23 protein-coding genes and 1 tRNA gene are annotated in these 21,936 nt (G+C 55.3%); 8 read left to right on the top strand and 16 right to left on the bottom strand.

Features of this window, described 5'->3' with window-relative positions; genetic code table 11:
• Positions 1–31 precede the first annotated feature (31 nt).
• The 10 genes from iscX to trmJ all read right to left on the bottom strand — a co-directional run bounded on the left by iscX (position 32) and on the right by trmJ (position 7,384).
• The gene (gene iscX / locus HU749_RS05995) at positions 32–232 is read right to left on the bottom strand and encodes a Fe-S cluster assembly protein IscX (protein WP_003198004.1); all 201 of its coding nucleotides are present in this window, start codon (positions 230–232) and stop codon (positions 32–34) included.
• A gap of 13 nt (positions 233–245) precedes the next feature.
• Positions 246–587 carry an ISC system 2Fe-2S type ferredoxin gene (gene fdx, locus HU749_RS05990; RefSeq protein ID WP_003198002.1) on the bottom strand — a complete coding sequence of 114 codons (342 nt, stop codon included), beginning with the start codon at positions 585–587 and terminating at the stop codon, positions 246–248.
• A gap of 3 nt (positions 588–590) precedes the next feature.
• On the bottom strand, positions 591–2,453 hold the full coding sequence (gene hscA / locus HU749_RS05985) for a Fe-S protein assembly chaperone HscA (RefSeq protein WP_186650021.1): 1,863 nt from the start codon (positions 2,451–2,453) through the stop codon (positions 591–593).
• Positions 2,454–2,503: 50 nt separating this feature from the next.
• Positions 2,504–3,025 carry a co-chaperone HscB gene (gene hscB / locus HU749_RS05980; RefSeq protein WP_046063910.1) on the bottom strand — a complete coding sequence of 174 codons (522 nt, stop codon included), beginning with the start codon at positions 3,023–3,025 and terminating at the stop codon, positions 2,504–2,506.
• A gap of 8 nt (positions 3,026–3,033) precedes the next feature.
• Complete coding sequence (gene iscA / locus HU749_RS05975; RefSeq protein ID WP_003185155.1) at positions 3,034–3,357, bottom strand: iron-sulfur cluster assembly protein IscA; 324 nt, start codon at positions 3,355–3,357, stop codon at positions 3,034–3,036.
• 24 nt (positions 3,358–3,381) lie between these two features.
• Positions 3,382–3,768, bottom strand: a complete 387-nt coding sequence (iscU, locus tag HU749_RS05970; protein ID WP_003185157.1) for a Fe-S cluster assembly scaffold IscU — start codon at positions 3,766–3,768, stop codon at positions 3,382–3,384.
• A gap of 43 nt (positions 3,769–3,811) precedes the next feature.
• Positions 3,812–5,026: an IscS subfamily cysteine desulfurase gene (locus HU749_RS05965; RefSeq protein WP_014336693.1), complete on the bottom strand. Its 1,215-nt coding sequence runs from the start codon at positions 5,024–5,026 to the stop codon at positions 3,812–3,814.
• Positions 5,027–5,076: 50 nt separating this feature from the next.
• Positions 5,077–5,568 (bottom strand): Fe-S cluster assembly transcriptional regulator IscR, encoded by a 492-nt coding sequence (gene iscR, locus HU749_RS05960; protein ID WP_041475746.1) that lies wholly within the window; start codon positions 5,566–5,568, stop codon positions 5,077–5,079.
• A 267-nt stretch (positions 5,569–5,835) separates the two neighbouring features.
• On the bottom strand, positions 5,836–6,612 hold the full coding sequence (gene cysE / locus HU749_RS05955; RefSeq protein WP_046063909.1) for a serine O-acetyltransferase: 777 nt from the start codon (positions 6,610–6,612) through the stop codon (positions 5,836–5,838).
• Between the two features lies 1 nt (position 6,613).
• Positions 6,614–7,384, bottom strand: coding sequence for a tRNA (cytosine(32)/uridine(32)-2'-O)-methyltransferase TrmJ (gene trmJ / locus HU749_RS05950; RefSeq protein ID WP_003185164.1), 771 nt, complete (start codon positions 7,382–7,384; stop codon positions 6,614–6,616).
• Positions 7,385–7,528: 144 nt separating this feature from the next.
• On the opposite strand from trmJ, the gene suhB reads away from it, so the two are divergent.
• On the top strand, positions 7,529–8,347 hold the full coding sequence (gene suhB / locus HU749_RS05945; RefSeq protein ID WP_003185165.1) for a type III secretion system regulator SuhB: 819 nt from the start codon (positions 7,529–7,531) through the stop codon (positions 8,345–8,347).
• 173 nt (positions 8,348–8,520) lie between these two features.
• Here the strand turns inward: suhB and HU749_RS05940 are convergent, their stop codons facing one another.
• The 6 genes from HU749_RS05940 to queA all read right to left on the bottom strand — a co-directional run bounded on the left by HU749_RS05940 (position 8,521) and on the right by queA (position 14,600).
• Positions 8,521–9,069 (bottom strand): glycine zipper 2TM domain-containing protein, encoded by a 549-nt coding sequence (locus HU749_RS05940; RefSeq protein ID WP_014336691.1) that lies wholly within the window; start codon positions 9,067–9,069, stop codon positions 8,521–8,523.
• A 116-nt stretch (positions 9,070–9,185) separates the two neighbouring features.
• Positions 9,186–10,100 (bottom strand): protein translocase subunit SecF, encoded by a 915-nt coding sequence (secF, locus tag HU749_RS05935; RefSeq protein WP_095974616.1) that lies wholly within the window; start codon positions 10,098–10,100, stop codon positions 9,186–9,188.
• A 9-nt stretch (positions 10,101–10,109) separates the two neighbouring features.
• A complete protein-coding gene (secD, locus tag HU749_RS05930) occupies positions 10,110–11,978 on the bottom strand; it encodes a protein translocase subunit SecD (protein ID WP_046063907.1) in 1,869 nt (622 codons plus the stop codon).
• A 63-nt stretch (positions 11,979–12,041) separates the two neighbouring features.
• On the bottom strand, positions 12,042–12,377 hold the full coding sequence (gene yajC, locus HU749_RS05925; protein ID WP_007982729.1) for a preprotein translocase subunit YajC: 336 nt from the start codon (positions 12,375–12,377) through the stop codon (positions 12,042–12,044).
• A 43-nt stretch (positions 12,378–12,420) separates the two neighbouring features.
• Positions 12,421–13,536, bottom strand: a complete 1,116-nt coding sequence (gene tgt / locus HU749_RS05920) for a tRNA guanosine(34) transglycosylase Tgt (protein WP_161796642.1) — start codon at positions 13,534–13,536, stop codon at positions 12,421–12,423.
• 14 nt (positions 13,537–13,550) lie between these two features.
• Positions 13,551–14,600 (bottom strand): tRNA preQ1(34) S-adenosylmethionine ribosyltransferase-isomerase QueA, encoded by a 1,050-nt coding sequence (gene queA, locus HU749_RS05915; RefSeq protein WP_186650024.1) that lies wholly within the window; start codon positions 14,598–14,600, stop codon positions 13,551–13,553.
• Between the two features lie 108 nt (positions 14,601–14,708).
• Here queA and HU749_RS05910 point away from each other — a divergent pair.
• The 7 genes from HU749_RS05910 to HU749_RS05880 all read left to right on the top strand — a co-directional run bounded on the left by HU749_RS05910 (position 14,709) and on the right by HU749_RS05880 (position 21,890).
• Positions 14,709–14,793 (top strand) — tRNA-Leu (locus tag HU749_RS05910).
• A 452-nt stretch (positions 14,794–15,245) separates the two neighbouring features.
• The gene (locus HU749_RS05905; RefSeq protein WP_186650027.1) at positions 15,246–15,575 is read left to right on the top strand and encodes a hypothetical protein; all 330 of its coding nucleotides are present in this window, start codon (positions 15,246–15,248) and stop codon (positions 15,573–15,575) included.
• Between the two features lie 249 nt (positions 15,576–15,824).
• Positions 15,825–16,496, top strand: a complete 672-nt coding sequence (locus HU749_RS05900) for a dual OB domain-containing protein (protein ID WP_186650030.1) — start codon at positions 15,825–15,827, stop codon at positions 16,494–16,496.
• A gap of 8 nt (positions 16,497–16,504) precedes the next feature.
• Entirely contained in the window at positions 16,505–16,948 is a 444-nt protein-coding gene (locus HU749_RS05895; RefSeq protein ID WP_186650033.1) for a DUF488 domain-containing protein, read from the top strand.
• Positions 16,945–17,544, top strand: a complete 600-nt coding sequence (locus HU749_RS05890; RefSeq protein WP_186650035.1) for a DUF4326 domain-containing protein — start codon at positions 16,945–16,947, stop codon at positions 17,542–17,544. The genes HU749_RS05895 and HU749_RS05890 overlap by 4 nt, the downstream gene beginning before the upstream one ends.
• 822 nt (positions 17,545–18,366) lie before the next feature.
• Positions 18,367–19,353 carry a HamA C-terminal domain-containing protein gene (locus tag HU749_RS05885; RefSeq protein WP_186650037.1) on the top strand — a complete coding sequence of 329 codons (987 nt, stop codon included), beginning with the start codon at positions 18,367–18,369 and terminating at the stop codon, positions 19,351–19,353.
• Between the two features lie 2 nt (positions 19,354–19,355).
• Positions 19,356–21,890, top strand: a complete 2,535-nt coding sequence (locus HU749_RS05880) for a DEAD/DEAH box helicase (protein WP_186650040.1) — start codon at positions 19,356–19,358, stop codon at positions 21,888–21,890.
• Positions 21,891–21,936 lie beyond the last annotated feature (46 nt).

The following is a 21,936-nucleotide window of genomic DNA, read 5'->3' as shown; positions in this document are numbered from 1 at the left end:
TTCAGGGGTATTGCCTAACCTGCCAGGTCGATCAGTCGATTTCTTCGATCCAGAGCGCCTGGACCGCTTCCAGGACCTTCTCGCCACAACGGCCAGAGGTGCTGTCGAAACCGGGAAGCTCCATGATCCAGTGCTGCAGATCGACGAAATTGACCTTCAGCGGATCCACGTCCGGCTTGGCTTCGGCCAGTTCTTCTGCGATGCGTTGTACATCATTCCAACCATAGCTCATGACAGTGTCACCATCAGTGCGGCGCTTCGGCCGCATGGTTAAGCGAATATTTCGGGATTTCGACCACCAGGTCTTCGGTGCCGACCTTGGCCTGACAGGTCAGGCGCGACGTCGGCTCCAGGCCCCAGGCCCTATCAAGGTAGTCTTCTTCCAGCTCATCGGCCTCATTCAGCGAGTCGAAACCCTCACGAATGATGCAATGGCACGTGGTGCAGGCACAGACGCCGCCGCAGGCGCTCTCGATCTCGATGTGGTTGTCGTGGGCCACTTCAAGAATGGACTTGCCGGTTTCGGCCTCGACCACCATACCGTCCGGGCAATGCTCGGCGTGTGGCAGAAAAATGATCTGCGGCATCAGTTATTCCTCGATTTCATTCAGGTTGCGCCCCGCCAGGGCGGCTTTCACCGTCGAGTCCAGGCGGCGGGCAGCAAAGGCATCGGTGACGTGCGACAGACGCTTGGTCTGCTGCTCGATGGCATAACCATCGGTGCCTTTGATCAATTCGGACAATTCCTGCATCTGCAGCTCGATAACCATGCGCTCTTCGGCATCCAGCAAGCGCTCGCCGTCAGCCTCAAGGGCACCTTGCACGGCTTCGATCAGGCGCTGGGCGTCGACCTGTTGCTCGCGCAGCACACGCGCCACCTTGTCGTCGCTGGCATGCTGGAAGGAATCCTTGAGCATCTTGGCGATTTCGCCGTCGGTCAGGCCATAGGACGGCTTGACCTGGATGCTCGCCTCCACGCCCGAACCCAGTTCGCGGGCGGAGACGTTGAGCAAGCCGTCAGCGTCGACCTGGAAGGTCACGCGGATCTTCGCTGCACCCGCCACCATCGGCGGGATGCCACGCAATTCGAAGCGAGCCAGGGAGCGGCAGTCGCTGATCAGCTCACGCTCGCCTTGCAGCACGTGGACCATCATGGCCGACTGGCCGTCTTTATAGGTGGTGAAGTCCTGGGCGCGAGCAACCGGGATGGTGGTGTTGCGCGGAATCACCTTCTCCATCAGGCCGCCCATGGTTTCCAGCCCCAGGGACAACGGAATCACGTCGAGCAGCAGCAGTTCGCCACCATCGCGCTTGTTGCCGGCCAAGGTATCAGCCTGGATCGCGGCACCGATGGCAACCACCTGGTCCGGGTCGATTTCAGTCAGCGGCTGGCGGCCAAAGGCCTCGGCAACGGCTTCGCGAACCCGAGGCACGCGGGTCGAACCACCAACCATGACCACGGCCTTGACGTCTTCCAGCTCCACGCCGGAATCGCGCACGGCACGGCGGCAAGCCTTGAGGCTGCGGGCGACCATGGGCTCGACCAGGGCATCGAAGGCTTCGCGGGTCAGTGCGGCTTTCCAGTCGCCATAAGCGACTTCAACCGTGGCAGCGTCGGTCAAGGCTTCCTTGGCGGCGCAGGCGGCTTGCAGCAAATGGCGTTGCGCACCCGGGTCGAGGTCGGCGGAGAGGCCCGCCTGCTCGATGATCCAGCCGGCAATGGCATGGTCGAAGTCATCGCCGCCCAGGGCGCTGTCGCCGCCGGTGGCCAGGACCTCGAAGACACCGCCGGTCAGGCGCAGGATCGAAATATCGAAAGTACCGCCGCCCAGGTCGTAGATCGCGACCAGGCCTTCGGCATGCTGGTCCAGGCCATACGCCACCGCAGCGGCGGTCGGTTCGTTGAGCAGGCGCAGCACGTTCAGGCCGGCGAGCTTGGCCGCGTCCTTGGTGGCTTGGCGCTGGGCGTCGTCAAAATAGGCCGGCACAGTGATGACCGCACCCACCAATTCACCGCCCAATGCCGCTTCGGCGCGCTGGCGCAGGACCTTGAGGATGTCGGCGGAAACCTCTACCGGGCTTTTCGGGCCCTGTACGGTTTCGATGAACGGCATGTGGGATTCGCCACCGACGAAGCGGTACGGCAGCTGGTCGCCCAGTTGCTTGACGTCGGACAGACCACGACCCATCAAGCGCTTGACCGAGACGATCGTGTTCAACGGATCGGTGGCGGCGGCCAGCTTGGCCGACTCACCCACTTCAACGCGATCGGCGTGATAGCGCACAGCGGACGGCAGGATCACCCGCCCCTGCTCGTCGGCCAGCGGTTCGGAAAGACCGCTGCGCAAGGCAGCAACCAGGGAATTGGTGGTACCCAAGTCGATCCCGACAGCCAGGCGACGCTGGTGCGGTTGTGGACTTTGGCCGGGTTCGGCGATCTGCAGTAGGGCCATCGTAATCAGGACTTATCTGTAATCAGGCGTGCGACCGGAGCGGCACTGGGTTAATCGTCGAGGCGCTCTTCGAGCTGGCGCACTTCGTAGGTGAGCTTGTCGAGGAACTGCATGCGCCGCATCAGGCGTTCGGCCTGTTCGCGTTGCGCGGCATCGTTCCAGCAGGCTGCGAAGCTTTCGTTCAGTGTTTGCTGGGCGTCTTTCAAGCGACGCTTGAATACCGCGACACCGGCCAGGTCGGCACTGTCCTGCAGGTCCTCGAGTTCTTCGCGCCATTGCATCTGCTGCAAAAGAAACTCGGGATCGTGGACCGTGACCTCCAGCGGCAACTCATGGCCGCTGATGGCGAGCAGGTAACGCGCGCGCTTGGCCGGGTGCTTGAGCGTCTGGTAGGCCTCGTTGAGGTTCGCCGACTGCTCGAGCGCCCGCCGCTGCTCCGCCTCGGAAGCATCGGCAAAGCGGTCGGGATGGACGCCACGGGCCAATTCAAGGTAACGCGCGGACAACTGATCGAGATCCAGCTGGAACGCAGGCTGCATCTGGAACAACGCAAAATGACAAGGAGTACCCACAAGCTGCCTCAGATGTTGAAGCTTTCGCCGCAGCCACATTCACCGCGCACGTTGGGGTTGTTGAACTTGAAGCCTTCGTTCAACCCTTCCTTGACGAAATCCAGTTCGGTGCCGTCCAGGTACGTCAGGCTTTTCGGGTCGATGATCACTTTCTGACCATGACTCTCGAACACCTGATCGTCTTCGCCCACTTCGTCGACGAATTCCAGTACATAGGCGAGGCCAGAACAGCCCGTGGTGCGAACACCCAGGCGGATACCCTCGCCCTTGCCGCGCCCCGCAAGGGAGCGCTGGATATGGTTAGCTGCCGCTTCTGTCATCTGGATAGCCATGAAAACTCCTTACCAATGCGCGGATCAGATCAAGCCTTTCTTCTGCTTGTAATCGCGAACGGCGGCCTTGATGGCGTCTTCGGCGAGTACCGAGCAGTGGATCTTCACTGGCGGCAGGGCCAGTTCTTCGGCCAGCTGGGTGTTCTTGATGGTTTCGGCTTCATCAAGGGTCTTGCCCTTCATCCACTCGGTGGCCAGGGAGCTGGACGCGATGGCGGAACCGCAGCCATAGGTCTTGAACTTGGCATCTTCGATGATGCCTTGCTCGTTGACCTTGATCTGCAGGCGCATGACGTCGCCGCACGCCGGGGCGCCGACCATGCCGGTGCCGACATCAGGATCCTGCGCGTCCATCTTGCCGACGTTGCGCGGGTTCTCGTAGTGGTCGATGACCTTTTCGCTATATGCCATTTGCTTCAATCCTCATCAGTGAGTCGCTCTGGTGGCGACTTCTTCAGTGCGCCGCCCACTCGATTTTCGAAATGTCGACGCCGTCTTTGTACATGTCCCACAGCGGCGACAGAGCGCGCAGCTTGGTAACGGCCTCGCAGACTTTCTGCGCGGCGTAATCGATTTCTTCTTCGGTGGTGAAACGGCCGAAGGTGAAGCGGATCGAACTGTGGGCCAGTTCGTCGTTGCGGCCCAGGGCGCGCAGTACGTACGAAGGCTCAAGCGATGCCGAGGTGCAGGCCGAACCGGACGACACGGCCAGATCCTTGAGCGCCATGATCAGCGACTCGCCTTCAACATAGTTGAAGCTCAGGTTCAGGTTGTGCGGTACGCGGGCGATCATGCTGCCGTTGACGTAGAGTTCTTCCAGGTGCTCGACCTGCTTGAAGAAACGGTCGCTCAGGGCCTTGATGCGCACGTTCTCGGCAGCCATGTCTTCCTTGGCTACACGGAAGGCTTCACCCATGCCGACGATCTGGTGGGTCGCCAGGGTACCGGAACGCATGCCACGCTCGTGACCGCCGCCGTGCATGGTCGCTTCGAGGCGAACACGCGGCTTGCGGCTGACGTACAGGGCGCCGATGCCTTTAGGACCGTAGGTCTTGTGGGCCGAGAACGACATCAGGTCGACTTTCAGCTTGGACAGGTCGATGTCGACCTTGCCGGTGGACTGGGCGCCGTCGACGTGGAACAGGACGCCCTTGGAGCGGGTCAGTTCGCCGATGGCCGCGATGTCGTTGACGGTGCCGATTTCGTTGTTCACGTGCATGATCGAAACCAGGATGGTGTCGTCGCGCAGGGCGGCTTCGACCATGGCTGGGGTGATGATGCCGTCTTCACCGGGCTCGATGTAGGTGACTTCGAAGCCTTCACGCTCCAGTTGGCGCATGGTGTCCAGGACAGCCTTGTGCTCGATCTTGGAGGTGATCAGGTGCTTGCCCTTGGTGTGATAGAAGTGCGCGACACCCTTGATTGCCAGGTTGTCGGACTCGGTGGCACCGGAGGTCCAGACGATTTCACGCGGGTCGGCGTTGACCAGGTCGGCGACCTGGCGGCGGGCGTTTTCCACCGACTCTTCGGCCTTCCAGCCGAACACGTGGGAACGGGACGCCGGGTTACCGAAGTTTCCGTCGACCAGCAGGCATTCACTCATTTTTTGCGCAACACGCGGATCAACCGGGGTGGTCGCAGAGTAATCAAGGTAAATCGGCAATTTCATGGACTTTCTCCTAAATCAGGCTGGCTGGCGTTCCGCGTGCTCTGCGGCAGTCATTCGACGGCGGACGCTTCAATCTTGTCCAGGTGCAGCGACTTGCTATTGCAACGGCGCTGGTCCTGACGCTGGGCTACTTCTTGCACCTCACGGCGAGTTACAAGGTCAGCCAAGCTGATACCGCTTAGAAATTCGTGGATCTGCAGGCTGAGGTCGCACCACAAGTGGTGGGTCAGGCAAGTATCGCCGCCATGGCAGTCGCCAAGGCCCTGGCATTTGGTCGCATCGACCGATTCATTCACCGCATCGATCACCTGGGCAACCTGGATGCCCTGCATGTCGCGCGACAGCTGGTAGCCACCGCCTGGGCCGCGAACGCTGGAAACCAGGTTGCTACGGCGCAGCTTGGCGAACAGCTGCTCAAGATAAGACAGGGAAATGCCCTGGCGCTCGGAGATATCGGCCAGGGACACCGGCCCGTGCTGCGCATGCAATGCCAGATCCAGCATTGCGGTCACGGCGTATCGGCCTTTTGTAGTCAGTCGCATGGACAATTACCACGGAGTTCGGAATGGGGGCGAGTATGCAATTCCCGAGTATTTAAGTCAAGTATAAGACCTAGTGCTTTACTCAGGTTTACCCGCGAAAGAGCGCGCGCATGATAGCAAAGGCTGGTTGGCGGCGACCAGTGATACCGCGTTATCGTTTATCGCGAGCAAGCTCGCTCCCACATGGGATCTGCGGCGTACACGAATTGTGCATCCACCAAAGCCCCCTGTGGGAGCGAGCTTGCTCGCGATGAGGCCAGCAGGGTTTCAGCTGGCCTGGGTCTCATCCTTGTCCTTCACACACGCAAAATCTTCCTCGCGCAGCTCAGGCAGGTCCTTGGCACAGTAATTACTGCCCAGGTCCTTCAGGGCGCCGCACATCCCCTCCAGGCGCCCATCGACGGCCTGCAGGTGATCGAGCAACTGGTTGATGGCGCGGGCGACCGGGTCGGGCATGTCTTCGCCGACACCGTAGGCATCGAAGCCGATCTTCTCGGCCATGGCCTTGCGTCGGGCGTCCTGCTCGTCATCGGACTTGACGATGATCCGCCCAGGGATGCCCACCACGGTCGCGCCAGGCGGCACGGCCTTGGTTACGACCGCGTTGGAGCCGACTTTCGCCCCCGCCCCGACCGTGAACGGCCCGAGCACCTTGGCGCCGGCACCCACCACCACGCCGTCTTCCAGGGTTGGGTGGCGCTTGCCCTTGTTCCAGCTGGTGCCGCCGAGGGTCACGCCCTGGTACAGGGTCACGTCGTCGCCGATCTCGGCGGTTTCGCCGATGACGATGCCCATGCCGTGGTCGATGAAGAAGCGGCGACCGACCTTGGCGCCCGGGTGGATCTCGATCCCGGTCAGCCAGCGCCCGAAGTTCGAGACAACCCGCGCCAGCCACTTCCAGCCCATGTTCCACAAGGCGCCGGACAGGCGATGGATCCAGATGGCGTGCATCCCCGGGTAGCAGGTCAGCACTTCAAAGGCATTGCGCGCCGCCGGGTCACGATGGAAAACACTTTGGATATCTTCACGCAAACGTTCGAACATTTTATTTCTTCCGCTTAATCAGCTCGCCACGGGCCGCCTTCTGGGTTTCCGTGAGGATGCCGCGCAATATATTCATCTCCGCCCGGCTGACCGAGCTTCGTCCGTACAACCGACGCAGGCGCGCCATCAAGTGTCGCGGCTTTTCCGGGTCGAGGAACTCGATGTCCACCAGGGTCTGTTCCAGGTGTTCAAAGAACCGTTCCAGCTCGTCCATGGTCGCCAGTGTCTCACTGCGCGGCGACGTGACCTCGGTTTTTTCGACTTTGCTGGGCTTGCCTTCGGCTGCCAGCCAAGCCATACGCACTTCATAGCTCAACACCTGCACCGCCGCCCCCAGGTTCAAGGAACTGAACTCGGGGTCGGAAGGGATATGCACGTGAAAGTGACATCGCTGCAGCTCGTCGTTGGTCAGGCCGGAGTCTTCACGGCCAAACACCAGGGCGATCTCGAAGCCTTGCGCGGCCTCCTCGACCACTTTGGTGCCGCATTCGCGGGGGTCGAGCAGCGGCCAGGGGATACGGCGGTCGCGGGCGCTGGTGCCGAGCACCAGGTTGCACCCCACCAGGGCGTCTTCCAGGGTGGCGACGACCTGCGCGTTGGCGAGGATGTCACCGGCGCCGGAGGCCCGGGCGTCGGCTTCGTGATGGGGAAACAAGCGCGGCTCGACCAGCACCAGGCGCGACAGGCCCATGTTCTTCATGGCCCGCGCAGCTCCGCCGATGTTACCCGGATGGCTGGTATTGACCAGGACGACACGAATGTTCTGCAACAAGGGAGGCGCTCTCGAACACGATAAAGGGAGCAAATCTTACATAAGCACCTACCGTTAAGCTATGAAAGCGAACACCAACCTTCTCCTGAGAAAACTTTCTGATAGAATGCGCGGCTTTCTTTAACAACCTTAGGTGACACATCCATGCAGCCCATGCTGAATATCGCGCTGCGCGCCGCCCGCAGCGCCAGTGAACTGATCTTCCGCTCCATCGAGCGCCTGGATACCATCAAGGTCGATGAAAAAGACGCCAAGGACTACGTGTCCGAGGTTGATCGCGCCGCCGAGCAAAAAATCGTCGACGCCCTGCGCAAGGCTTACCCCAACCACTCGATCCTCGGTGAAGAGACTGGCATGCACGCCGGTACTGGCATCGAAGGTGAAGAGTACCTGTGGATCATCGATCCGCTGGACGGCACTACCAACTTCCTGCGCGGCATTCCTCACTTCGCTGTCAGCATCGCCTGCAAATACCGTGGTCGCCTGGAACACGCCGTCGTGCTGGACCCGGTTCGCCAGGAAGAATTCACCGCCAGCCGTGGCCGTGGCGCCCAACTGAACGGTCGTCGCCTGCGCGTCAGCGGCCGCACCAGCCTGGACGGCGCCCTGCTGGGCACCGGCTTCCCGTTCCGTGACGACCAGATGGACAACCTGGACAATTACCTGGGCATGTTCCGCGCCCTGGTCGGCCAGACCGCCGGCATCCGCCGCGCCGGTGCTGCGAGCCTGGACCTGGCTTATGTGGCCGCTGGCCGTTTCGATGCGTTCTGGGAATCGGGCCTGTCCGAATGGGACATGGCTGCAGGCGCCCTGCTGATCCAGGAAGCCGGCGGTTTGGTGAGCGACTTCACCGGCGGCCACGACTTCCTTGAAAAAGGCCACATCGTTGCCGGCAACACCAAATGCTTCAAGGCTGTGCTCACCGCCATCCAGCCACACCTGCCGGCTTCGCTGAAGCGCTAAGCAGCTCGGCTACAGAAAAAGCACCCTTCGGGGTGCTTTTTTTATGCCCGGATTTCGACATGCCTCCAATTATCTGCAAGTTTTCAAGAGCAAAGCCTGTGGGAGCAGGGATGGGGCATAAAATACGAGCATAAAAAAGCACCCCGAAGGGTGCTTCTTTCATAGCGGTTGGATTACTGGGCCGGTTCGTTCTGGCCCAGGATCAGTTGGCCTTCCTTGCTCACCGGGATCTGGTTGCCCGGGTCGCGGTCCATGCGGACTTTGCCTTCTTTGCCGTCGAGCATGTAGCGAACGTCGTAGCCTACAACCTTGTCGCTGATGTCATTGACCGTGTTGCAGCGAGTTTGGGTGGTGGTGTAGGTGTCGCGTTCCTGCATGCCTTCCTGAATCTTGTTACCGGCATAACCACCACCGGCCGCACCCGCCACGGTGGCGATTTTCTTGCCGGTGCCGCCGCCGATCTGGTTACCCAGCAGGCCACCAGCTACGGCACCCAGCACGGTACCGGCGATCTGGTGCTGGTCCTGGACTGGCTTCTGCCGAGTCACGGTGACGTCCTTGCACACTTCACGCGGGGTCTTGATTTGGGTCTTGACCGGCTCCACGGCCAATACTTGCGCATACTCAGGGCCACTTTTTACCAAGCTGTAGGTGGCGACCGCACCACCGGCTGTTACACCGACAGCACCCAATACCGCACCAACCAGCATCGATTTGTTCACTTGAACCTCCTGACCATCACAAGCGGATTAATCCGCGCTTCTCCCAGCCTTGGAGCACAAAAAAAGGCGCGAGTTCAACTCGCGCCTTTTCAGCTGTGACGGGTGGAACCGAAGCCTTACGGGCGGTCGTCCACTTCCGTGTCAGTGGTCGCAGGAGGAATCAGGTCCTCGGTGCTCAGGTTCAGCCAGATCAACACCACGTTGGCGATGTAGATCGACGAGTAAGTACCCGCCATCACACCAATGAACAGCGCAATGGAGAAACCGAACAGGTTGTCGCCGCCGAAGAACAGCAGCGCGGCAATCGCCAGCAAGGTGGAGATCGACGTCGCCATGGTCCGCAACAGGGTCTGGGTGGTCGAGATGTTGATGTTCTCGATCAAGGACGCCTTGCGCAGCACTCGGAAGTTTTCACGCACCCGGTCGAACACCACGATGGTGTCGTTGAGCGAGTAACCGATGATCGCCAGCACCGCCGCCAGCACCGTCAAGTCGAAGGTGATCTGGAAGAACGACAGGATGCCCACGGTCACGATCACGTCGTGGATCAGCGAGACAATGGCGCCCACCGCGAACTTCCACTGGAAGCGGAAGGCCAGGTAGAGCATCACGCCACCCAGCGCCAACAGCATGCCGAGGCCGCCCTGGTCGCGCAGCTCTTCACCCACTTGCGGGCCGACGAACTCGACGCGCTTGACCTGGGCCGGGTTGTCGCCGCCGGCCTTCTGCAAGGCTTCGGCTACCTGGTGACCCAATTGCGGGTCTTCACCGGGCATACGCACCAACAGGTCAGTCGTTGCGCCAAAGCTCTGCACGATGGCGTCGCTGTAGCCCGAGGTCGCCAGTTGCTCACGCACCTTGGTGACGTCGGCCGGACGCTCGTAGGTCAGCTCGATGAGCGTACCGCCGGTGAAGTCCAGGCCGTAGTTCAGACCCTTGGTGGCCCAGCTGAACAACGCCAGGACCGTGAGAAACAATGTGACGCCGAACGCAATGTTGCGAACGCCCATGAAGTTGATTGTACGTAACATGGCAGCCCCTTAAATCCACAACTTCTTGAAGTCACGGCCACCATAAATCAGGTTGACCATTGCGCGGGTCACCAGAATGGCTGTGAACATCGAGGTAAAGATCCCGAGGGACATGGTCACTGCGAAGCCCTTGACCGGGCCGGTGCCCATGGCAAAGAGAATCCCGCCGACCAGCAACGTGGTCAGGTTGGAGTCGATAATCGCAGTGAACGCCCGGCCGAAGCCTTCGTTGATTGCCCGCTGGATCGACATGCCCGCGGCGATCTCTTCACGTATCCGCGAGAAGATCAGCACGTTGGCGTCCACCGCCATGCCCATGGTCAAGACGATACCGGCGATACCCGGCAGGGTCAGCGTGGCCCCCAGCAGCGACATCAGTGCCAGCAGCAGCACCATGTTCACCGCCAGCGCAACGGTGGCGATGAGGCCGAAGAAGCGGTAGATGGCGATGATGAACAGCGACACGAACAGCATGCCCCACAGGGATGCATCGACACCCTTGGTGATGTTGTCGGCACCCAGGCTCGGGCCAATGGTGCGCTCTTCCGCGAAGTACATCGGCGCGGCCAGGCCACCGGCACGCAGCAGCAGGGCCAGTTCCGAGGATTCACCCTGGCCGTTCAGGCCGGTGATGCGGAACTGGCTGCCCAGTGGCGACTGGATGGTCGCCAGGCTGATGATTTTCTTCTCTTCCTTGAAGGTCTGCACCGGCACGTCTTTCTCGACGCCGTTGACCACTTGCTTGGTGTAGGTGGTGGTCGGTTTCTGCTCGATGAAGATCACCGCCATGCTGCGACCGACGTTGCTGCGCGTGGCGCGGCTCATCAGTTCGCCGCCGTGGCCGTCCAGGCGAATGTTCACCTGTGGACGACCCTGCTCGTCGAAGCCCGCCTGGGCGTCGGTCACCTGGTCACCGGTGATGATCAGGCCACGCTCGATCTGCGCCGCCGGACGACCGCCCTCGCGGAACTCGAAGCTCTCGGAAGTGGCCTTGGAAGCACCCGGCTCAGCGGCCAGGCGGAATTCCAGGTTGGCGGTCTTGCCGAGGATACGCTTGGCTTCGGCAGTGTCCTGCACACCTGGCAGCTCAACCACGATGCGGTTGGCGCCCTGGCGCTGCACGATCGGCTCGGCCACACCCAGCTCGTTGACGCGGTTACGCACCGTGGTCAAGTTCTGCTTGATGGAGTATTCGCGGATTTCCGCCAGCTTGGCCGGGGTCATCGCCAGACGCAGCACCGCCTGACCATTGAGGTCGGCCGGTACAATGTCGAAATCGTTGAAATTCTTGCGGATCAGCGCACGGGCCTGCTCGCGGGTATCTTCATCGCTGAAGCCCAGCTGAATGGCACCGTCGAGTGGCGGAAGGCTGCGATAACGCACGCGGTCCTTGCGCAACAGGCTCTTGACGTCGCCTTCGTAGACTTTCATCCGCGCGTCGAGGGCTTTGTCCATGTCCACTTCCAGCAGGAAGTGCACACCACCGGACAAGTCCAGACCCAGCTTCATCGGATGCGCGCCGAGGTTGCGCAGCCATTGCGGGGTGGTCTGGGCCAGGTTCAGGGCCACAACGTAATCGTCGCCCAACGCCTTGCGGACCACGTCCTTGGCTGGCAGTTGGTCTTCAGACTTGACCAGGCGCAACAGGCCGCCCTTGCCGTTTTCGGCGATGGACGCAGCCTTGACCTCGATATTGGACGCCTTGAGCGCAGCGCTCGCACGGTCCAGATCGGCCTGGGTGACCTGCAGCGCAGTGCTTGCGCCACTGACCTGAATGGCCGGGTCATCCGGGTATAGATTGGGAGCGGAATAAATCAGACCGACCGCCAGCACCGCCAGGATCAGTACATATTTCCACAGAGGGTATTTGTTCAGCATCACGCCGCCCGCTTATGACGCGGGGCGCCTTGCGCGCCCCGTCGATTGAAAAGAAGTTGTTACTTAGATCGCTTTCAGCGTGCCTTTTGGCAGCGTGGCCGCGATGGCGCCCTTCTGGAACTTCATTTCAACAGTGTCGGACACTTCCAGTACCACGAAGTCATCGGCCACTTTGGTGATCTTGCCAGCGATGCCGCCGGTGGTGACCACTTCATCGCCCTTTTGCAGGCTGCTGAGCAGGTTCTTCTGCTCTTTGGCGCGCTTGGCCTGTGGACGCCAGATCATCAGGTAGAAAATGACCAGGAAGCCGACCAGGAAAATCCACTCGAAACCACCGCCCATAGGGCCGGCAGCCGGTGCAGCCGCGTCAGCCATGGCATTAGAGATAAAAAAGCTCATTTAGCACTCCAGTTGCAAGTATTGAATCTAGGGATCGGAAAACTCAGTCCAAGGGCGGAACAGGCAACCCGCGCTTGGCATAGAAGGCCTCGACAAAGGCGGCCAATGTACCTTGTTGGATAGCCTCGCGCAAACCAGCCATAAGCACCTGATAATGGCGCAAATTGTGGATGGTATTGAGCATACTGCCGAGCATTTCGCCGCACTTGTCCAAATGATGCAGATAAGCGCGGGAGAAGTTCTGGCAGGTGTAGCAATCGCAAGTCGGATCCAGCGGCGAATTATCATGGCGATGAAACGCGTTACGGATCTTCAGCACACCAGTGTCGATGAACAGATGCCCATTGCGGGCATTACGGGTTGGCATCACGCAATCGAACATGTCCACACCGCGGCGCACACCCTCAACCAGATCTTCCGGTTTGCCAACGCCCATAAGGTAACGAGGTTTGTCAGCGGGCATCTCGCCCGGCAGGTAATCGAGCACCTTGATCATTTCGTGCTTGGGCTCGCCCACCGACAGGCCGCCAATCGCCAGGCCGTCGAAGCCGATCTTGTCCAGGCCCTCGAGGGAGCGCATGCGCAGGTCGCGGTGCATGCCGCCCTGGACGATGCCGAACAGCGCCGCGGTGTTGTCGCCATGGGCGTTCTTCGAGCGCTGGGCCCAGCGCAACGACAGCTCCATGGACACCCGCGCCACATCTTCATCGGCCGGGTACGGCGTGCATTCGTCGAAGATCATCACGATGTCCGAGCCCAGGTCGCGCTGCACCTGCATCGACTCTTCCGGCCCCATGAACACCTTGGAACCGTCCACCGGAGAAGCGAAGGTCACGCCCTCCTCCTTGATCTTGCGCATCGCACCGAGGCTGAACACCTGGAAGCCGCCGGAGTCGGTCAGGATCGGGCCTTTCCACTGCATGAAATCGTGCAGGTCGCCGTGGGCCTTGATCACTTCCATGCCCGGGCGCAGCCACAGGTGGAAGGTATTACCGAGGATGATTTCCGCGCCAATCGCCTCGATGTCACGCGGCAGCATGCCCTTGACCGTGCCGTAGGTGCCCACCGGCATGAACGCGGGGGTTTCCACGGTACCGCGGGGGAAGGTCAGACGACCGCGACGAGCCTTGCCATCGGTGGCGAGCAACTCGAAGGACATGCGACAGGTGCGACTCATACTGTTTCCTCGGGTCCGCGTGGCGCGGGGTTACGGGTGATGAACATCGCATCACCGTAGCTGAAAAAGCGGTATCCATGCTCGACGGCGGCCTTGTAGGCGGCCATGGCTTCGGGATAACCGGCGAACGCCGAAACCAGCATCAACAGCGTGGATTCAGGCAAATGAAAGTTGGTGACCAGGGCATCGACCACATGAAACGGCCGGCCCGGGTAGATAAAGATATCGGTGTCGCCACTGAACGGCTTGAGCACGCCATCGCGCGCGGCGCTTTCCAGGGAGCGCACGCTGGTGGTCCCCACCGCCACCACCCGCCCGCCGCGCGCGCGACAGGCCGCCACGGCATCGACGACTTCCTGGCTGACTTCCAGCCATTCGTTGTGCATGTGGTGATCTTCGATACGCTCGACGCGCACCGGCTGGAACGTGCCAGCACCGACGTGCAGCGTCACGAACGCGGTCTCCACGCCCTTGGCGGCAATCGACTCCAGCAACGGCTGATCAAAATGCAGCCCCGCCGTCGGCGCCGCCACCGCCCCCAGGCGCTCGGCGTACACGGTCTGATAACGCTCGCGGTCCGAACCTTCGTCCGGGCGGTCTATATAAGGAGGCAACGGCATGTGCCCGACACGGTCGAGCAGCGGCAACACCTCTTCGGCAAACGCCAGCTCGAACAACGCATCATGCCGCGCCACCATCCGCGCCTCACCGCCGCCGTCGATCAAGATCGACGAACCGGGCTTGGGCGACTTGCTCGACCGCACATGGGCCAGCACGCGGTGAGTGTCCAGCACCCGCTCCACCAGAATCTCCAGCTTGCCGCCGGAGGCTTTCTGGCCAAACAACCGCGCCGGAATCACCCGGGTATTGTTGAACACCATCAAATCGCCCGGGCGCAAATGCTCAAGCAAATCAGTGAATTGACGGTGAGCCATGGCACCGCTGACCCCGTCCAGGGTCAACAGTCGACTGGCGCGACGCTCGGCCAGAGGGTGGCGAGCGATCAGCGAATCCGGGAGTTCGAAGGTAAAGTCAGCAACACGCATGATGGGGTTCGTCTAGCAGGGCCGGAAAGTCTAGCGGAAATATCAAAAATTCACCATGAAACGTGATTGACCAACGGTAGGCACCTCTCTATACTTCGCCGCCATTGAGCCCTGATGGCGGAATTGGTAGACGCGGCGGATTCAAAATCCGTTTTCGAAAGGAGTGGGAGTTCGAGTCTCCCTCGGGGCACCATCTTAAAGAAAGACCTTGAAATTCAAGGTCTTTTTTTTCGTCTGTAGAAAAGTGGTTTGCCGCGGCTAATGCAGATCCCAGCCAATCCCCCACGCGCTTTTGTGGTGAGGGGGATTTATCCCCGCCCCCCTGTGTGGTGATGGGATTTACTCCCCCTTTGTGGCGAGGGGATTTATCCCCGCTGGGCCGCGAAGCGGCCCCCCACAGCCAACCCCATGGAGAGGAAGAACCTGTGGTAAGGAAGAACCTGGGAACAAGGAAGCACCCCGGTGGTAGAGAAGAACCTGTAGCAGGGAAAAACCTGTGGCAGGAGAAGAACCTGTGGCGAGGGAGCTTGCTCCCGCTTGAGCGCGAAGCGCTCACAAAGCAGTCACCACCCTCACCAATACCCCGAGCTGCCAAATCCAAGACATAACCCACCCTACCCACCCAGTCACAAAGGATTTCACCCCATGGAATTGCTGCTGGAAACGGTCGCTCTTTACTCGCTCAAGCTGGCTTATGAGACGGAGGGCCACAGCCCGATTCTGCGGGATGATCCGTTGATGGGCAGTTGCGACCGTGAGGTTTTTGAGTTGTTGATACGGCGGGGCGATGTGGCTGGGATTCATGGCGAAATCGGTCGATGCTTGGATTTGGCGTTGGGGGCGGTTGGTGGGAGGGATACGGTGTTGGGACGGGAATTGGGGCGGTTAGCGGAGGACTTTGGCGGTACGCGGACGATGGAGGGGCTTTATGCTCCGACTATCATGCTCAGGGACTATTTGCGTGATGTTCTGTGAGCAGGACAGGAGCATAAATAGATCTACCCCTTTCCCTGGACCGTTTTTCCACGGAATGCGACTTCGATTTTGCCAAGGTCAGCCTTGGATCGATTTGTAAATAAATCCTCCTTTTCTTGACGCCGATCAAGATTCTGTGACTTTTCGCCCCCCCTTTCAGAAGCACCAACCAAAGTAGGACTTGCCTCCACCACGGCCAAAGGAGAGGATGCGAAAAGGCACATCGCCACCATGGAAGGAAAACGCAAAATGCCTTATCAACATCGGATCATCTGTTTGGCAAACTCTCGTAAACTCAATGGTCGTTGTGTGGCTGGCAAGGTAACAACTGGAGACAATACTGGGGCTTGGTTGCGTCCCATCGGCACGTCTGCAACACATGAGATCACCGACCTAGACCGTAAATACTTGGACGGGAGCACAGCACAAAAACTGGACGTCATAGACATTACCTTCACAAACGCAGCCCCAGCAGGGTTTCAGCGAGAGAACCACATCATTGACGACACTATTTATTGGGCGAAAGCGGATCAAATGGTTGTCAATGACCTCGCAGGATTTGTAGATGCTCCGGCTACCCTGTGGGAGAACGGCAACCATAGCTTTTCAGGCACAAACGATAGAGTGTCTGTGGAGTATCTGACCGAACCTCGTCAAAGCCTGTACCTCATACAGCCGCAGAACGTCTCTTTCCAGGTTAGTGCAGAGGGTGCCCAGTTTGGTAATCCGAAACGTGTTGTCCGTGCAAAATTCACCTATAACCGCACTCAGTACGCTCTCACCGTGACAGATCCAGAGACAGAGCAACACTACAAAGCCCAGCAAAATGGCGAATACCCGGCTAATGTAAGCTATTTCACCATCAGCTTAGGTGAACCTTACAACGGAGACGCCTACAAATTGGTTGCCGCAGTATTTTAGGGGGATGGATGAAGATATTCACAATAGGTTTCACCGAGAAAAAAGCGGAGCGCTTCTTCTCTCTTGTAAAATTATCTGGCACTAAGCGGATAGTTGACGTTCGACTAAACAATATTTCTCAGCTCTCCGGATTCGCAAAAAGAGATGACCTGAAATATTTCCTTAAAGAACTATGCGACGTTGATTATGTACATTTACCTGAGCTGGCTCCCACAAAAGAAATTTTGTCGCCATATCAAAAAAAGGAAATTTCTTGGCAGCAATATGAGGATAAGTTTCTCAATCTCATGGCAAAACGAAATATAGAAAAGCATGTAAAGCCAGATACCATTGATGAAGGATGCCTGCTTTGCAGCGAACACCTTCCGCACCAGTGCCATAGACGCCTGGTCGCAAACTATCTCAAAGAAGCATGGAATCAATCTGATACAGTTGTCAAAGATCTAATATGAGCAGCAAGGCAAGAATTTTAATCGCCTACCCTAACGACTTTCTTTCATACTCAAAATTTGAAAGGAAAGTCGACAAAATCATCAGCTCTCTTGAAAAAGTTGAGCTGATTTATGTGCGCGACGAGAACGATTTTATAGTTAATTATTCAACGACAAAGGGTTTACATGCTACGCCTTTTGGCTCCGACAGCGAAGCCATGAATAATGTCACGCACGCAATTCTCTTTCAAGATGAAGAAAGAAACTGCTTCTTCACACTATTCAATCAATTAATGGATAGAAAAATACCAATACGAAAAATAAATCTCAAAATTACGAAAGTTTCAAATAAGGACTTAGGCGATAGCTATGACATTTACATCGGCAGGGGAACTCTTTGGGGCAACCCCTACCAGATGGGAAAAGAGGGTACACGCGATGAGGTAATCGCCAAATTCGCTTATGATTTTGAAAGGCGTTTTCTCAAATTACCTGAACAGTTTGACGTGAATATTGAAAAGCTCAGAGGTAAGACACTCGGATGCCATTGCAAGCCAGCTGCTTGCCATGGGGACGTAATTGCAAACTATCTCAACTCCCAGGACGATGGCGAATAGGCCTCACGCAACTATTTTAAATAATCTATTGCCGCCAACCTAATGACATCGCTGCCTGTACCTTTACAATTCAACCACCTCAAGCCACCGAACAAAAAACAAATGATGATACACTCTAAATTTTACCCCCCCCTTTTTCTACCTTCTTTCCTTGAGAGGCTATATTTAAAACTTCTCACAACCTCTCTACTTAACATCAACCCAGCGTAAAGTCATCGTTCTACTTTCCACCGCTCAAGCCAAACAGCCCCACTGGTATTATACTTTACATTTTCCACCAAGACGGACGAACTCAACTTAAAAAAAAGTGGAGCGGGACTTCATTTGAATAAAGTACAGTGCCTCTTGCCTCCATTTGTCTCCCATGACTACCGCCAACAAAAAAAATAAGATTATTACTTAAGAGAATATTACCGTACCTTCGCACAGAAACGCGAGCAAGCCACAAGACAAAAGGTATTAAATAGCTTTCAAAAATTGATAAAAAATCGCCCCCCTTCTGTCTATCAAGACTCCTCTCCGTTGCGCCTCAACAGCATACGCTCCAATAGTATTAACGATGACTATCGCGTCTTGCTCACTCAACTCTCAATAAATAGAATAGAGAAGCGCCTACAACGACGCCAACCTATTGCAATTCGCCACCATTCTTGATAGAACCCTCCTAGAGAGTATTTTTGAAGCGTACTACCTAAAGTGGGTATTACTGAGATGCGAATTTTCCAACCAGCGGCAGAGGTGCGGTGCATTTGAATACTGCCATTTCATAGATCCTTTACGAGATAAAATTTCAGTATCTCCAGCGTCGATGGACCGAATAGAATGAATCCATACTCGGATGTTCCCTCCCAGCAAAAAAGGCTCGAAGAGGCATTAGCAGCCTTTCAGCGTGATTATTCCATTTTATCGCCAAGAATTCGAACTCTTACATATACGCCCAAGTGCGACTTAAAAAAAGTAACCTTGAGGTTGCATTTTCCTGCATTACGACAGGGTAACGCCACCGTATCTGAACTGGTCGATAGCATCTACCAATTTATCGTTCCGTTTTGCCTTCCGCGCTCAGATGTTCAAAGAGTACGTGATCAGTACGGAATTGTCTCTGTAGATGAGTTCATGATTAAAACTTCAAGACTAGAACAACAAGCCGTAGGTCTCTTTAAGCGTGCTCATAGACTCACAAATAGAAATGGTGAGGCTGGAGAGTTATTACTTTATATTTTGACCGAATGGCTTTTAGCGGCACCACAATTGCTGGCAAAAATGTCGTTAAAGACCAATCCGGAAATGCCTATTCATGGATCGGATGGCGTGCATGTTCGGTACTGTTCGACCCAATCAAAACTACTCCTGTATTGGGGGGAATCAAAACTATATAGCGATATCGGTGACGCAATAAACTCGGCAGTAAAATCAATTGAAAAATCATTATCTAGCACGTCACTGGACCACGAAATCGAATTGGTGAAACGATACATTGATTTCAGCAACATGGAAGAAAATGCACGCAATGCAATTTTAAGCTACTTAGATCCATTTGATGAAAATTATAATGAGCGACAAGATATAATTACATGCCTCATTGGCTTTGACTTTGAGAAGTTCTCTCAAATAGCACAAGAAGATGACCCTGAGGACACTTTTAGACTGCTAGCCGAAAAGAAACTTGAAGAAATTAGCGTGACGCTCACAAACACATTACAAAAAAGAAACTTAGAGCATAAGGAAATTGAGTTCTTCTTCTTTCCGGTTCCTTCAGTGCAAGAGCTTCGCAACCTCTTTCAAAAAAAAATCGGATGGAATGACTAAACATGCAAGAACTCATTGATAAAGTCTGGCAGAACCAAAACTTTCACATAGTAGCCAAAAAAATTGAAATTGAATGGTTAAGAAATGATATAAAGCTTGGGATTACTGATTATATTGAAATCCAAGATGTGAAAAAGGCATTTCAAGCTGCGGCAATTTTGGCATGTTCAGATAATCCAATTCACCGTAGATCCGCTTTTAGAGTAGCCACCTCAGCATATGATCTTTTTGGCTCAAAACACTTGCCTCTTGAACAAGCACTACGTGTAGTTCTAACTAGACTAGACAACTTTCCATCGACATTAACTAGAAATCAGGTTTCCGAAGCCGCAAAATTTTTTCCCATTAGCCTAGCCTCTGAAGAAGCTCATGCCTTAGAGCACCGAAAATTAAACGTCGGGGCAAAGACCTATCATCTTACTAAGTTTCAACATTCTCTTTGGCATATATTATCGACTGGAGGTCGTGTCGCGGTAGCGGCCCCTACCTCCGCTGGAAAATCCTTTGTACTGCAGAGCTTTCTATTATCGCTATTCACCGAAAAAAGCCCCCTCGTAATATATATAGTCCCTACTAGGGCGCTAATAACCCAAGTTGCAGAGGATCTCAGTAAGCAATTTTTAAATATTGAAGAGAAGGCCCGGCCGGAAATCATAACCATTCCAACAGACTCTGAGGAGACCATTCCCGAAAAAACAATTTTTGTAATGACTCAAGAACGGGTACAAATACTACTAATCTCACACAAACGCATAAAAGCTGACACCATTATAATCGACGAAGCTCATTCTATTTCTGACGGTTCAAGAGGTGTTTTACTCCAAAGCGTAACAGACGATCTTTTACAAAGAAATCCCTCTGCACAGCTTTTATTTGCCAGCCCCTTAATTAGAAATTTGGACGTATTTGGGCGCTTGTTCGGCGCCACAGATATTGTGCAGTTATCCTCTTTAGAACCAACAGTCACACAAAATTTTATCTTAGTTGAAATTGATGAAAACAACACTAACCAGTTCCATATAAGCACCATAGAGGAAACTAGTAAAAATACAAATTTTATAGCAACTGTAAATTCTCCACAAGATCTAACCTTCCGCACGGACCAGTTGGTCCAGATATCGACTAGATTAGGTAAAGGATCGATTAATATAATTTATGCTAATGGTGCAGATGAAGCTGAGCGAATTGCTATTAAGCTGCGTAAAGCGCTCGGCCGTACTAAAATCACATCAGCTAGGGCCGCACTAGCAGAGCTAGCAAATGAATCTGTTCATAGCGCTTACGAGATGGCTGAATGTTTGAAGAAAGGCGTTGCTTTCCATTACGGCGAAGTTCCGGCTGTGCTTCGAAGAGCCATTGAAGAGGCCATTTCTAAAGGCGATATAGATTACTTAGTGTGCACGAGCACACTGCTACAAGGTGTAAACCTTCCAGCAAAAAACATTTTTCTTTCCAAACCTGAAAAGGGCAACAACCGCCCCCTTAACGGAACCGATTTTTGGAATTTGGCAGGAAGAGCAGGAAGGCTTTTACGTGAATTCCAAGGAAACATTTTTTTAATTGAGTACGCTCACTGGCAAAAACAGCCACTCGACGAACCGAAGGATGAAAATATCATACCAGCAATGGAGTCTGGGGTATTCGAAAATATTACAAATCTAATCGATGCCATATCGAATCGCCCATATATTCAACCCCATGACAGCCATGACATCGAAAGTGTTTTTGTTAGACTTCTATCTGATTACAGAAAGGGGGCTCTACCACTTACAATCGAACGACTTAATGGAGAAAACAAGACAGACGCTCTTAACGCTCTAACCTTTGCATTAGAATATGCGGACTCCATAATTTCGCTTCCAGACTCTGTGTTATTAAACAACCCGAATATATCAGGACACAAACAGCAAGCCTTATACAATGCCATCCTAGAAATTCTAGACCAGCATCCTTTGGCCGTAAATACTCTTATTCCTGGACATCCAAAAAACAGCAATAGCTTTAACAACTATGTAAATATTTTAATGATTTGCCACAAACATATTAACGGTTATGACACGTCTGAGCGCCTAAGTCGATTTCAGGCAGCAATTGCTATAAAGTGGATGAAGGGAATCTCCTTACCTCAGATAATACAAAACCAAATTGATCGCCAACCGGACAAGGATACAAGAGCGCTAATACGCGAGACACTATCCACAATAGAAAAAGAAATACGCTTCAAATTAGTTAGACTTTTTGGCTGTTTTCTTTCTCTCCTCAAGTACGCTTTAGAAAGTCGAAACATGAGTTCAATGCTCGATTCCGCGGTTCCTCTTACACTATTTCTAGAGGTAGGCGCATCAGACCGAACGATGATAAGTTTAATGTCAATGGGACTTTCACGAGTATCCGCAAAAAGACTTACGGAAAAATCTGTTAGTAAACATATGGACGTCAGCGCCGCAAGAAGGTGGCTTAAACAATTGAAGCTTGAGAGGATGGGCTTATCAGAACTAATGATCGAAGAAGTAAGAAAAATAATTTCTTTTAAGTAGCTCTTAAATCTGATTTTTTAACCACAGCAATATGTTGATTCCTTTC

Source organism: Pseudomonas ogarae (genome assembly GCF_014268695.2).
Taxonomy (GTDB): Bacteria; Pseudomonadota; Gammaproteobacteria; order Pseudomonadales; family Pseudomonadaceae; genus Aquipseudomonas; species Aquipseudomonas kilonensis.
The sequence above is the reverse complement of the archived record's forward strand: the minus strand, read 5'-3'. Positions and strand labels throughout refer to the sequence as shown.